Source organism: Mesorhizobium sp. WSM4822, from assembly GCF_055811155.1.
The window spans coordinates 1-12,277 of the sequence record NZ_JBVVQM010000038.1 but is presented as its reverse complement, the minus strand read 5'-3'; the positions used below and the strand labels follow the sequence as shown (position 1 = coordinate 12,277).

General features: G+C 63.7%; 12 protein-coding genes and 1 pseudogene. 9 read left to right on the top strand and 4 right to left on the bottom strand.

Annotated features, from left to right (window positions below; all coding sequences use genetic code 11):
* The coding region (locus AC0L3E_RS33840; protein WP_473606810.1) for an NAD(P)/FAD-dependent oxidoreductase at positions 1–429 on the top strand (429 nt) is incomplete at its 5' end.
* Between the two features lie 56 nt (positions 430–485).
* Here AC0L3E_RS33840 and AC0L3E_RS33835 read toward each other — a convergent pair.
* On the bottom strand, positions 486–911 hold the full coding sequence (locus AC0L3E_RS33835) for a GNAT family N-acetyltransferase (protein ID WP_128307878.1): 426 nt from the start codon (positions 909–911) through the stop codon (positions 486–488).
* Between the two features lie 127 nt (positions 912–1,038).
* On the opposite strand from AC0L3E_RS33835, the gene leuD reads away from it, so the two are divergent.
* The 6 genes from leuD (at position 1,039) to AC0L3E_RS33805 (ending at position 5,451) form a co-directional block, all read left to right on the top strand.
* Positions 1,039–1,644 carry a 3-isopropylmalate dehydratase small subunit gene (leuD, locus tag AC0L3E_RS33830; RefSeq protein ID WP_023810900.1) on the top strand — a complete coding sequence of 202 codons (606 nt, stop codon included), beginning with the start codon at positions 1,039–1,041 and terminating at the stop codon, positions 1,642–1,644.
* 61 nt (positions 1,645–1,705) lie between these two features.
* Positions 1,706–2,629 (top strand): hypothetical protein, encoded by a 924-nt coding sequence (locus AC0L3E_RS33825; protein ID WP_473606808.1) that lies wholly within the window; start codon positions 1,706–1,708, stop codon positions 2,627–2,629.
* Between the two features lie 328 nt (positions 2,630–2,957).
* Entirely contained in the window at positions 2,958–3,341 is a 384-nt protein-coding gene (locus AC0L3E_RS33820) for a RidA family protein (protein ID WP_473606807.1), read from the top strand.
* A 13-nt stretch (positions 3,342–3,354) separates the two neighbouring features.
* Positions 3,355–3,705: a VOC family protein gene (locus tag AC0L3E_RS33815; RefSeq protein WP_473606805.1), complete on the top strand. Its 351-nt coding sequence runs from the start codon at positions 3,355–3,357 to the stop codon at positions 3,703–3,705.
* A 161-nt stretch (positions 3,706–3,866) separates the two neighbouring features.
* Positions 3,867–4,970: a 3-isopropylmalate dehydrogenase gene (gene leuB, locus AC0L3E_RS33810; protein ID WP_127321872.1), complete on the top strand. Its 1,104-nt coding sequence runs from the start codon at positions 3,867–3,869 to the stop codon at positions 4,968–4,970.
* Between the two features lie 4 nt (positions 4,971–4,974).
* Entirely contained in the window at positions 4,975–5,451 is a 477-nt protein-coding gene (locus tag AC0L3E_RS33805) for a GNAT family N-acetyltransferase (RefSeq protein WP_473606804.1), read from the top strand.
* On the opposite strand, the pseudogene AC0L3E_RS33800 reads toward AC0L3E_RS33805, so the two are convergent.
* Together AC0L3E_RS33800 and AC0L3E_RS33795 are read right to left on the bottom strand one after the other, a co-directional pair.
* Positions 5,448–6,106, bottom strand: a pseudogene (locus tag AC0L3E_RS33800) (DUF805 domain-containing protein). The gene AC0L3E_RS33805 and the pseudogene AC0L3E_RS33800 sit on opposite strands and share 4 nt — an antisense overlap.
* Before the next feature lie 73 nt (positions 6,107–6,179).
* Positions 6,180–6,893, bottom strand: coding sequence for a DUF805 domain-containing protein (locus AC0L3E_RS33795; RefSeq protein ID WP_473606803.1), 714 nt, complete (start codon positions 6,891–6,893; stop codon positions 6,180–6,182).
* Between the two features lie 135 nt (positions 6,894–7,028).
* Between AC0L3E_RS33795 and AC0L3E_RS33790 the strand changes: the two genes are divergently transcribed.
* Positions 7,029–8,444 (top strand): glycosyltransferase, encoded by a 1,416-nt coding sequence (locus tag AC0L3E_RS33790; protein ID WP_473606801.1) that lies wholly within the window; start codon positions 7,029–7,031, stop codon positions 8,442–8,444.
* Between the two features lie 121 nt (positions 8,445–8,565).
* Here the strand turns inward: AC0L3E_RS33790 and AC0L3E_RS33785 are convergent, their stop codons facing one another.
* Positions 8,566–10,440: a DEAD/DEAH box helicase gene (locus AC0L3E_RS33785; protein WP_473606800.1), complete on the bottom strand. Its 1,875-nt coding sequence runs from the start codon at positions 10,438–10,440 to the stop codon at positions 8,566–8,568.
* Between the two features lie 438 nt (positions 10,441–10,878).
* On the opposite strand from AC0L3E_RS33785, the gene AC0L3E_RS33780 reads away from it, so the two are divergent.
* Positions 10,879–11,913: an aspartate-semialdehyde dehydrogenase gene (locus AC0L3E_RS33780; protein WP_473606799.1), complete on the top strand. Its 1,035-nt coding sequence runs from the start codon at positions 10,879–10,881 to the stop codon at positions 11,911–11,913.
* Positions 11,914–12,277 lie beyond the last annotated feature (364 nt).

Genomic DNA, 12,277 nt, shown 5'->3' with positions numbered 1-12,277 from the left:
CCCTCCGGCATCTATGTCCGTCCGGAAGGCTCGGTCTACCTCACCGGCGGCGCCGAACCGGAGGAAGGCGACCGCGCCCCCGATCCCGGCGACTTCGAGGTAAACTGGCCGCTGTTCGAAGAGGTGATCTGGCCGGTGTTGGCGACCCGCATTCCCGCCTTCGAGGCGATCAAGCCGACCCGCGCCTGGGCCGGCCACTACGACTACAACACGCTCGACCAGAACGCGGTGATCGGTCCGCATCCGCAGGTCGGGAATTTCATCTTCGCCAACGGATTCTCCGGCCACGGCCTGCAGCAGGCGCCGGCGGTCGGCAAGGCGCTGGCCGAACTGATCGTTCATGGCGGCTATCGCACGGTGGATTGTTCGGCGTTTGGCTATGGTCGAGTCGCGGAAGGGCGGGCGTTCCGGGAATTGAACGTGATTTGAGCGTTGGCAGGGCAGAGAGGGGTGTGCGCCTCCAACGTCAAAGGCCTGCGCCGACCTCAGCCCTTGCGGTCGAACCAGAAGGCGTCGGCCATGCGCTTCATGCCGATACGTTCGTAGAAGCCGACGGCGTCGGGCATGGAGATCAGGCTGATGGCGACCGACGGTCCAAGCTGCCGGCGCGCCTCGTCCATCAGGCCCTTGCCGATGCCGAGCCCCTGTGCCGATCGGGAAACGGCGAGTTCGGAGATGTAGCAGACCCAGGAGAAGTCGGTGATGCCTCTGATCACGCCGACCAGCGGCTTGCCTTCGACGTCGAGACGCGCGGTCAGCACCAGATTGGCGCTCGACAGCATCGCCCGCAGCCGTGCTTCATCATCGACCGGCCGTGTCTCGCCGAGGCCGGATTCGACCAGCACACGCCGGAATTCGGCGATGTCGAGCGCGGGTTCGCTGTTATAGAGGACGTGTGCGTTTTCTGCCATGGCCGCCAGACTGCACCATCGGGCTGGCTTGTGCCACCGTGCACGAACAGTTGCCTTTTATTTGCTGCCGGCTTTGTGTAAACCGTGCCTCAGCAATCCCCCCGCAACGAAAACACGGGCAAAAGCCATGGAAAAGTTCACCAAGCTCACCGGCGTCGCCGCTCCGATGCCGATCGTCAATGTCGACACCGACATGATCATCCCGAAGGATTACCTCAAGACGATCAAGCGCACCGGGCTCGGCACCGGCCTGTTCGCCGAAATGCGCTACAAGGATGACGGCTCGGAAAATCCGGATTTCGTGCTCAACAAGCCGGCCTACCGCAAGGCGCAGATCCTGGTTGCCGGCGACAATTTCGGCTGCGGTTCCAGCCGCGAGCACGCACCATGGGCGCTGCTCGACTTCGGCATTCGCTGCGTCATCTCGACCTCGTTCGCCGACATTTTCTACAACAACTGCTTCAAGAACGGCATTTTGCCGATCACCGTCAGCCCCGAGGATCTCGAGAAGCTGATGGATGACGCCTCGCGCGGTTCCAATGCCACAGTGTCGGTCGACCTCGAAGCCAAGGAAATCCGCGGTCCCGACGGCGGTGTCGTCACCTTCGACCTCGACGACTTCAAGCGGCACTGCCTGCTCAACGGTCTCGACGACATCGGCCTGACCATGGAGAAGGCCGGCGCCATCGCGTCGTTCGAGAAGCGGAACGCCGAACAGCGCCCCTGGGCCTGAGTCGCAGGATCTGACCCGGCCGCCACAGGCCGGGTTCGTGGCGGCGAACGGAGGGACAGTCATGACACGTTTGCTTCTTGCCGGCGTTTGCGGGCTGGCCTTGTTGCTAGGGCAAACCGTGAGCGCGTTCGCGCAGACACAGGCACCCGCCACCCAGCCGGCCCCGGCGACGGACCAGCCGTCCGCCGATCAGGGGACGAACGCCGCCGACGCTGCCGATGACGACAAGCAGGCGCCCGTCCCTTTCGAAGGCGGCACGCTGACCATCACCCAGAAGGAACAGTATGGTGAGAAGGTGCTTGCCTATGACGGCAAGCAGCTGGCCACCAACTATGACGTCTTCTTCGACAAAATAGTCGAGGTCGGCGGCGTCAAGGTGGCGCTGTTCGATGTGGGCGACGGCGGCAATCAATGCGGGCCGGCGACGGTGATCGTCTGGAAACCGGAAGGCGGCACCATCCAGAGCACGACAGTCGAGCAGGACCAGTGCGGCGCACCGCCCTCGGCGGTGTCCGACAACGCCATCTATTTCGTGCCCTATCTGCTGCCGGGGGATGAGAAGCCGGCTTTGCAATGGTCGCCGACCGATGGGCTGACGATTTCGGGTAATCTGACCTACATGCCGGAACCCGGCACGGACTGGAAAGACATCGATCCGGAAAAGTACCAGAACATCATCGACGCCTTCCACAACGAGGCCGTCTACAAGGAAGCGGAAAAGCTGCTCGGCAAAGACATGCCCGACATGGCGACCAGCCTGCTGGTCGGCGGCGGCACGGAAAAGACCGCTTCGGGCGCCTTCTACGCCAGCGGCTGCGTGCCGCATGATTGCGGCGGCAATGACGGCTTCATGGCGGTCGACCCGGCCCAGCACAGGCTCTATTTTGCGCGCCGCGGCGACAATGGCAAGCCGAACGCCTGGCCTGATGTGGCGACATGGCCGGCGGATGTGAAGGCGGCGTTGGACAAGGCGCTGGGGAACTAGACGCGGCAGCGACCACCACGCCTTCGTCATCCTCGGGCTTGACCCGAGGATCCATGCCGTGACGGTTGTCGGAGGGCGCGGCGGAGCAGAATTCTGAACCGCTGCAACGCTTTGAAGTCGCGGCATGGATCCCTTGGGCTGCGGAGCAGCTCCAGGGGTCTGCGCCGCGTCGCTTCGCTCCTTGCTTCGCCATAGGATGACGAAGACGCCAGGGTTCGGCTAATCTTCACCGTCCTAGCTCCGGCTCGTGGCAACAATTGGTGGCCTCTGGCCCATGACCCGCCCTACCCTTTTCCGGCAAAATGGCCACCAAATCCTGCGAGGCCCCATGCGCAAACTCATCTCCACCGGTTCGCCCTTCGAAAAGACCGCCGGCTATTCGCGTGCGGTGGTGCAGGGCGACTGGTGTTTCGTGTCGGGGACGACCGGCTACGACTACGCGACGATGACGATGCCGGAGACGGTGGAGGCGCAGACGCGCAATTGCCTGGCGACGATCGGCAAGGCGCTGAAGGACGGCGGCTTCGAGATGGCCGACGTGGTGCGAGCGCATTACTACATCACCGACCAGGCTTTCGTGGACGTGGTCTTCCCGATCCTCGGCGAGACGTTCGGCGACATCAGGCCGGCGGCGACGATGATCGTCTGCCAGCTCAACAGATCGGAAATGAAGATCGAGATCGAGGTGACGGCGTTGCGGCGCACGGCATGAAAGGCGACCGACGATGAAAGTCCGGCGCATCGTTGCCAATATCGAGACATCGGATGCCACTGCGGCCAAGCGTTTCTATCAGGATGTCCTCGGCCTCGATGTGTTGATGGATCTTGGCTGGATCGCCACCTACGGCTCGCAGGCAAAGATGAATGTCCAGATCAGCTTCATGGCGCAGGGCGGCTCGGGCACGCCGGTGCCGGATCTCTCGATCGAAGTCGACGATGTCGATGCGGCGCTCGACGCTATGAAGGCGGCCGGCTTCGCCATCGAATACGGACCGGCCGACGAGCCCTGGGGCGTGCGCCGCTTCTATGTCCGCGATCCGTTCGGCCGGCTGGTCAACATTCTCTCGCATCGGTGAAGGCAAGGCGCTGCAATTTGCGGGAGGCTGGCGGGGCAGAGGGGAGCGCGAAGGATCGCAAACGAACGAGGTTGTTCTTGATCGCTGCGTTACTCCTTGCGCACAACCGGCTTGGCGTTTAGCAAGGCCGCGGTTCAAATTCTTTCCAGGACGGTTCCTCCATGGCAACGAAGCATCTTTTCCTGCTCCCCGGTGACGGCATCGGTCCCGAGGCCATGGCCGAGGTCAAGAAACTGATCGCGGTCATGAACGACAAGCTCGGCAGCGGTTTTGCCACCGATGAGGGGCTGGTCGGCGGCTGCGCCTATGACGCGCATGGCGCGGCGATCTCCGATGCCGACATGGAAAAGGCGATGGCGGCCGACGCGGTGCTGTTCGGCGCCGTCGGCGGTCCCAAATGGGATGCGGTGCCCTACGAGGTGCGCCCTGAGGCCGGCCTGCTGCGCCTGCGCAAGGACATGGAGCTGTTTGCCAACCTTCGCCCGGCCATCTGCTACCCGGCGCTGGCGGCGTCCTCCTCGCTCAAGCAGGAGGTGGTCGAAGGCCTCGACATCCTCATCGTGCGCGAGCTGACCGGCGGCGTCTATTTCGGCGAGCCCAAGCAGATCATCGATCTCGGCAACGGCCAGAAGCGCGGCATCGACACGCAGGTCTACGACACGTTCGAGATCGAGCGCATTTCCGGCGTCGCCTTCGAGCTGGCGCGCACCCGCAAGAACCACGTCACTTCGATGGAAAAGCGCAATGTGATGAAGTCGGGCGTGCTGTGGAACGAGGTCGTCACCCAGACCCACAAGGCGCGCTATTCCGACGTCAAGCTCGACCACATGCTGGCCGATGCCGGCGGCATGCAGCTGGTGCGCTGGCCAAAACAGTTCGACGTCATCGTCACCGACAATCTGTTCGGCGACATGCTGTCCGACATCGCCGCCATGCTGACCGGCTCGATCGGCATGCTGCCGTCGGCCTCGCTCGGTGCGCCTGACGTGAAGACCAAGAAGCGCAAGGCGCTGTACGAGCCGGTGCACGGCTCGGCCCCCGACATTGCCGGCAAGGGCATCGCCAACCCGATCGCCATGATCGCTTCCTTCGCCATGTGCCTGCGCTATTCCTTCGGCATGGTCGATGAAGCCGACCGTGTCGAAAGCGCGATCGCCGCCGTGCTCGACGAAGGCCTGCGGACGAAAGACATCATGTCCGATGGCATGACCGAGGTCGGTACGGTTCAGATGGGCGACGCGATCATCGCCAAATTCCTGGGCTGATTCCGTGACGGTCGACGTCCGCTGGGCGACGATCGAGGACGCGACGGCACTCGCGGCCATATTGTGCGAGATGGCGGAGCATTACCGGCAGCCGCCTCTCGATGCTGACCGGGCCCTGTCTGCTGCACGCAAATGGCTTGGCGAGGAAAGCCCGGCCTATCCGCATTTCGCGCTCGCCTTCGTCGACGGCGAGGTCAGCGGCCTGGCGTCGGTGGCGATCGCGCATCCTGGTATCGATCTCGAGCGGCTGCTGTTCCTCAAGGATCTGTTCGTGTGCGAGAAGGTTCGCAACGCCGGCGTCGGCCGGGCGCTGATCGGCTTTCTCGCCGATCATTGCCTGCGCGAAGGCATCGGCCGCATCGACCTGACCAGCGAGGACTGGAACGAGGGCGCACTGCGCTTCTACGACCGGCTTGGCGCCGAACGCCACGGCCAGAAGGTCTTTCTCAGGCTTTCGGGCGAGGCGCTGAAAAGCGGCTAGATCCTGACGCCTGCCGGCACTGGTCCCCAAGGGTTTTCGCCCACCTGGGACGGCAGAAGTCCGAAGACCAGCAAGGCAATGCTGCCAATGGGAGTGATGAAGCCCAGCAGTGCAAACCAGCCGCTCCCGCGTCATGCACACGCCGCACGACGAGGGCAATCGACGGCAGGATCAATCCCGAAAAGAAGACCAGGAAGGGTATGAGCCCTATGGCCCTCATCGGCGTCCTGTCCGCATTGGTTTTGAAGCCATTGAACGCCAGGTCAACGAGTATTCCGAAGCCTAGAAGCGCCAATATCCCGAGGGTGTAGAATGGCCAGAAGGCCCAGAATTCCTTGCGGCGGGCGCGACCTTTGAAATTGCTATAGTCCGCAATTATCGCGCGCCAGAAGTAAGCCCACAGACCCGTGGAATAGGCGGGCCTGCTCTCGGCCGAACGGCGTGGCTGGCCCGTGCTTGGCGATGGCGCTGTCGGGGTGACGGCGACTATATCGTGCGCCGTACCGTCATCCGGTTGAAACTCGACAAGGGTGCCCCTGGCGAGGGTCACCCCCTGATTCAGATCGTTATGGGTGAAGATATAGCGCTTGCCGTCGATACCGTTGATGTATCCGTAATCCTGATCCTGGTCGTAGTGAAGCACCGCACCGCGCATACCCAGCCCCCCATTCACGCTAGCTACGGCGAATGCTACCCAGGGTTGGGTGCGATTGCAATATGCACGCAAACTATATTCTGACGCCCGCAGGCACCGGCCCCCACTGGTTTTCCCTGGCTTGTGTCGGGATCAGCGCGAAGACCAGGATGATCAGGCTGCCGATGGTCGGGATCAGGATCAGCAGGCAGAGCCAGCCCGACAGGCCGATGTCGTGCAGCCGGCGCACGATCATGCCGAGGCTGGGAAGAATTGTCGCCAGCAGGAACGTGCCGCACAACCCGACCGTTATCGCGCCCGAGATATCACTGTCGAAACCGCCCATATCCATATCGGTGTACAGGCCGATGCCGCCGATGATCAGCAGGCAAACCGTCCAAAACAGGCAGTAGCCCCAATATTCCTTGCGGCGGGCGCGTCCGGCGAAATTGAAATAGTTCTGCGTCACGCCGCGCCAGAAATAGCCCCAGAGATCACTGGGCTCCGCTATCTCGGAAGATCGACCGAAATGCTGCGCAGGAGACGGGGCCGCTGCAGGCGGAACGCTGGCCTGAGCCGGTGCGGCCTTGATGCTGGGGTCTGCGGCCGCCGGAGGGGCGGTCGCAGCAGCGATCGAAAAGACGTCGCGCGCTTGGCCGCCGCCCGGCTGGAACTCGACGGCCGTGCCGTTGGGCATGGCGGTCTGCCGGCGCAGGTTCTCGCGGGTGAAGGTGTAACGGTTGCCGTCGGCTCCGGATATGAAGCCGAAGCCCTGGTCCTCGTCATAGTGAAGCACTTCGCCGCGCATTTGCCACCCCCGCTCGCCACGTCCCGGCCGAAGGTGGCACAGGGCCGAGCCGATGGGCAAGCCGGCATGGCTACCGTCTTCGCGGCAAATGAAGCATAAGGCATCGAGTGCAACCGCCTTCGACAGAAGCAGAACATGACAGTCGAGAGTCCTGACAGTAAAACCGTGATTGAAGATGGAGGGGAAAGAAGGCCTCCCTGGCTGGCCATCGACGCCACCGGCCTGACGTTCTGGCCGTCCGGCCAGGGACTTGTCGGCATCCCGCGGGTGGAAAGCTTTCTCGTCAGCGCAGCCCTGGCCGATCCCGACCCTTGCGTAGAGGTGGTGGCGTTCCGACCGTGGGAAGGCCGGTTTCGCCCCCTCGCTCCTTTCGAGCAGGACCATGTCGCGACGGGCGAGATTTCACCCTGGCGCCTCAAACGATGGCCTGGGAGACGCACGGCGATGTCGCAGGCCCTCGAAGCGGTGAGGCAGCAGCCATGGGGCAAGCGCGACGCCGACCGCCATCTCGCCAAGACGGTGACCCATGGCCGCAAAGGGATTGCCTATCAGGCGACGAGGCTGCTGATCCGGGCCTATCGTCTGTACCAGCGGGCGCGGATCCGGTCGGCCCCGCGTCAGGTTCCAAGCCAACCGAACGAGACCGAACGCGGCTTTGTCCTGATCAGCCATCACATTCTGACCGGGGATGACCGAACCGCCGTCTCCGGGCGCGCCGGCGGCCTCGCGTTTCTTTGCCACGACCTCATCCCGACACTGCGCCCCGACATGGTTGGTATGAGCCCTGGCGAGGCTCGCTACGGGTCATATCTCGAGCACCTCGTGCGTTCCGGCGCGCCGGCATTTTGTGCATCCGACGAAGTTGGTGCGACGCTGACCGATCATATGCAACAGGCAGGCGTCACGCAGCCGGTGGTATACCGGTTTCCGATGCCGTCCATCCTGTACGAGACGGCTTCGCGCATCGGCCAGATTTCGCGCATCGAGGCCGACGAGCCGTTCGTGCTCTATTGCTCGACCATCGAAGTGCGCAAGAACCACATCCTGCTGGCGCGGGTCTGGCAGCAGGCGCTCGACGAGGGCGTCAAGCTACCGCGGCTCGTCTGCGCCGGGCGCTGGGGCTGGATGATCGATCCGCTGCGCGCCTATCTCAAGGCCCATCCCAGATTGCTTGAGCGGGTTACGTTCACCGGAGCGATCAGCGATGAGGAGCTCATCCGATACTACCGCAGCGCTTCCTTCGGCGTCTTTCCCTCGCATATCGAGGGCTGGGGCTACGGCGCCTCGGAATGTCTCGATTTCGGCGTTCCGGTCATCGTCTCGACCGCGCCGTCGCTGATCGAGGCGAGCGGCGGGCTGATGCCGGCGATCGATTCCAATGACCAGGCCGGCTGGTACGCTGCGATCCGCAGGATGGCGGAAGACGCGGACTGGCGCTCATCGCTGACGGAACGCATCGCAAAGCAGCATCGCCCGACGCCGGCATCGGCCAGCTGGGCTGCCATCAAGGCTGGCCTGCAGGAAAGCGCGTCCCTCCGGCCAAAGTCCTAGAGCAATTCTAGGAAAAGTGTGAAGCGGTTTTCCCGGGAAAACGCATAGCGTTTTCCCTTGGGAATTGCGTCAAAACAAAGAGTTAGAGCAGATCGCCGTTTCCGTGAAACGGTGAAATGCTCTAGACGGGCCGTTTCTTCGCCTTCTTGTGCTTGGGCGCGCCGGTGGTGTCGAATTTCGGCTTGCCCGGCTTCTTCGCCCATGGCTTTGCATCATGCGGGGCGGCCGGGCGCTGATCGACTGCTGCCGGTGCACGTTTTTCGAATTTGCGCTTCGGCGCGTTGGGGTCGAACGGCGCCTTGCCGCGATGCGGCTTCTTGTCGGGGCTTGGCGGCTGATAGCCGGCGCGTGAAAGATCGGGCGTACCATCGAGCCGCTTCACCAGGATGTTGCCTTGCAGCTTGCGGTCGGGACCGATCGCGGCCAGGAAGCGGTCGGCCCAGTCGGCTGATATCTGCACGTAGGTCTCTTCCGGCTGCATCTTGATGGCGCCGATCTCGCGTTTCGAGATGCTGCCGGTGCGGCACAGCATCGGGATCAGCCAGCGCGGCTCGGCATTCTGCCGGCGCCCGATCGACAGCGAGAACCAGACGCTGTCACCGAAATCGTCGCGGCGGCTGGGCGCCTCGTCGCGGCGCGCGAAACCTTCGCCCGCCGGTCTTTCACGCGACGGCGTGAAGGGCGCGATCTCCATGAGGTCCTCGGGCGCCGAGCGGCTGGCGCGGCACTGGCGCACGAAGGCAGCGGCCACCTGTTCGGCGCCATGTCTGGCGAGCAGCGCGTCGATGAAACCGCGTTCGTCGTCCTTCACCGGCTCGTCGAAAACCGGGTCGGCCAGGATGCGCTCGTCGTCGCGCCGCATCACGTCGTCGGCCGAGGGTGGGCTCGCCCATGTTGCCTTGAGGCCGGCGTTCTGCAGCAGCCGCTCGGTGCGCTTGCGGGCGCTGTTGGGCACGATCAGCGCGCTGACGCCCTTGCGCCCGGCGCGACCGGTGCGGCCGCTGCGGTGTAGCAGCGTTTCCGGATTGGTCGGCAAATCGGCGTGGATGACCAGCTCGAGATTGGGCAGATCGATGCCGCGCGCCGCGACATCGGTGGCGATGCAGACTTTTGCGCGGCCGTCGCGCATTGCCTGCAAGGCATGGCTGCGCTCGTTCTGGCTGAGCTCGCCCGAAAGCGCCACGACGGAGAAGTTGCGGTTGTTGAAGCGCGCGGTCAGATGATTGACGGCGGCACGCGTGTTGCAGAACACCAGCGCGTTCTTGGCTTCGTAATAGCGCAGCACGTTGATGATGGCGTTCTCGCGGTCGGGCTGGGCGACGCTCAGCGCCCGGTATTCGATGTCGAGATGCTGCTTCTCCTCGCCGGCGGCCGAAATGCGCACCGCATCGCGCTGGTAGCCCTGGGCGAGCGTGGCGATCGAGCGCGGCACGGTGGCCGAGAACATCAGCGTGCGGCGTTCGGCCGGAGCGGCGTCGAGGATGAATTCGAGGTCCTCGCGAAAGCCGAGATCGAGCATTTCGTCGGCCTCGTCGAGCACCACCGCCTTCAGCGCCGACATGTCGAGCGAGCGCCGGGTGATGTGGTCGCGCAGCCGGCCGGGCGTGCCGACGACGATATGGGCGCCGCGCTCCAGCACACGCCGCTCCGAGCGCATGTCCATGCCGCCGACGCAGGACGCCACGGTGGCGCCGGTCAGTTCGTAGAGCCATTCCAGTTCGCGCGTCACCTGCAAGGCGAGTTCGCGCGTCGGCGCCACCGCCAGCGCCAGCGGTGCGGCGGCGTGGCCAAAGCGCTCCGCGCCCTCAAGCAGGGTCGGCGCCAGAGCGAGGCCGAAGGCCACCGTCTTGCCGGAGCCTGTCTGCGCCGAAACCAGCGCATCGGCCTCGCCGAGTTCCGGCGCCACAACCGCCTTCTGGACGGGCGTCAGCTCGGAATAGCCGCGTTTTTCCAGCGCCCTTGCCAGCGCGGGAACGAGTGCATCGAAGTTGGACATCTTACTCTTTCGGAATTCGGATTCTTATATGCCCAGCAATGGGCCTGTCTTCGGCGGGCGTCGGGACGCTCCATGAGCCGGATGGTCATGCCGTTCGTACTTCGTGCCGCCGCCATTGTACAGGGCAACAGGACGCTCATCGCAATTGACTCTTGACGCAAACCGCGTAAAAGCCCGCTTTGAACGGGATCGTTTTTCGATGCGCGGCCTTTTGATGGCTCTTCTTGCATTCGATGCCCCCAGCCTCAATGCACATCATTGGGCCGGGCGCGTCGGCGCGTCCCCTCGTTCCAGCAAAACTATGGCCAAAACCACCATCAAAACGGTGTGATTCCCTTGGCCTAACCACCCTCTCCCGGGTTCGGCCCGGGGGACGGAACCCGCATCGGGCAGCGGGTTTCTCCAAAAACCAAGCGGAGAGGGACAGGAGATTTTTCGATGAGTTTCAAGGTAGCGATCGTCGGAGCCACGGGCAATGTGGGCCGGGAAATGCTCAACATACTGGAAGAGCGCGGCTTTCCGGTAAGCGAAGTCGTGGCCCTGGCGTCGCGGCGCAGCCAGGGCACGGAAGTGTCGTTCGGCGACCGCACGCTGAAGGTGAAGACGCTCGACCAGTATGATTTTTCCGACACCGACATCTGCATCATGTCGGCCGGCGGCAACGTCTCCAAGGAATGGTCGCCGAAGATCGGCAAGCAGGGCTGCGTCGTCATCGATAATTCGTCGGCCTTCCGCTACGACCAGGACGTGCCGCTGATCGTGCCGGAAGTGAACCCGGACGCGATCTCGCTGTTCACGCGCAAGAACATCATCGCCAATCCGAATTGCTCGACGGCGCAGCTGGTGGTGGCATTGAAGCCACTGCATGACTTCGCCACCATCAAGCGTGTCGTCGTCGCCACCTACCAGTCGGTGTCGGGCGCCGGCAAGGAAGGTATGGACGAACTCTTTACCCAGACCCGCGCGGTCTTCGTCGCCGATGGCGTCGAGGTCAAGAAGTTCACCAAGCGCATCGCCTTCAACGTCATCCCGCACATCGACGTGTTCCTCGACGACGGCTCCACCAAGGAAGAGTGGAAGATGGTCGCCGAGACCAAGAAGATGCTCGACCCCAAGATCAAGCTGACGGCGACCTGCGTTCGCGTGCCGGTGTTCATCGGCCATTCGGAAGCGGTCAACATCGAGTTCGAAAAGCCGATCACCGCCGACGAGGCGCGGGATATCCTGCGTGAAGCCCCAGGCTGCCAGGTCTTGGACAAGCGCGAGGACGGCGGCTACATCACGCCGCTGGAATCGGCCGGCGAGGACGCCACCTTCATCTCGCGTATTCGCGAGGATTCGACCATCGACAACGGCCTGTCGATGTGGATCGTCTCCGACAATCTGCGCAAGGGCGCTGCACTCAACGCGGTGCAGATCGCCGAACTGCTGGTCGAGCGCGGCCTGATCCGGCCGAAGAAGAAGGCGGCTTAGTTTTCGCTCACGGGCCGTATCGCCGCTGCCGCGGCGGGCCCTCCGCGGGGGCGCCGAACGATCGGCGGCCCGCGGTCGCGGGCTCGGCCTTTGGCCGTTAGCTCCCTTCTCCCCGTTTACGGCAGGGCTATCGCATATGGATTCTTGCGAAGAGGACCCCCACCCTAGCCCTCCCCACAAGGGGGAGGGAACGCTGCCGCGTGCCTCTAATTCTTCTTTGGCGCCGAAAAGACAGGCGATTCGCCTAGGTCAGCACCAACGGAAGTCCTCCCTCCCTCTTGTGGGGAGGGGTTAGGGGTGGGGGTCCGTGCCGGGCAGACATCTCAGGAATTCCATATGCGATAGCCCTGCCGTTCACGGGGAG

Excerpts from the sequence above, each read along its gene's own strand:
- AC0L3E_RS33835 (WP_128307878.1), bottom strand. The coding sequence starts at position 911 with ATGGCAGAAAACGCACACGTCCTCTATAACAGCGAACCCGCGCTCGAC.
- leuD (WP_023810900.1), top strand. The coding sequence starts at position 1,039 with ATGGAAAAGTTCACCAAGCTCACCGGCGTCGCCGCTCCGATGCCGATC.
- AC0L3E_RS33825 (WP_473606808.1), top strand. The coding sequence starts at position 1,706 with ATGACACGTTTGCTTCTTGCCGGCGTTTGCGGGCTGGCCTTGTTGCTA.
- AC0L3E_RS33820 (WP_473606807.1), top strand. The coding sequence starts at position 2,958 with ATGCGCAAACTCATCTCCACCGGTTCGCCCTTCGAAAAGACCGCCGGC.
- AC0L3E_RS33815 (WP_473606805.1), top strand. The coding sequence starts at position 3,355 with ATGAAAGTCCGGCGCATCGTTGCCAATATCGAGACATCGGATGCCACT.
- leuB (WP_127321872.1), top strand. The coding sequence starts at position 3,867 with ATGGCAACGAAGCATCTTTTCCTGCTCCCCGGTGACGGCATCGGTCCC.
- AC0L3E_RS33795 (WP_473606803.1), bottom strand. The coding sequence starts at position 6,893 with ATGCGCGGCGAAGTGCTTCACTATGACGAGGACCAGGGCTTCGGCTTC.
- AC0L3E_RS33790 (WP_473606801.1), top strand. The coding sequence starts at position 7,029 with ATGACAGTCGAGAGTCCTGACAGTAAAACCGTGATTGAAGATGGAGGG.
- AC0L3E_RS33785 (WP_473606800.1), bottom strand. The coding sequence starts at position 10,440 with ATGTCCAACTTCGATGCACTCGTTCCCGCGCTGGCAAGGGCGCTGGAA.
- AC0L3E_RS33780 (WP_473606799.1), top strand. The coding sequence starts at position 10,879 with ATGAGTTTCAAGGTAGCGATCGTCGGAGCCACGGGCAATGTGGGCCGG.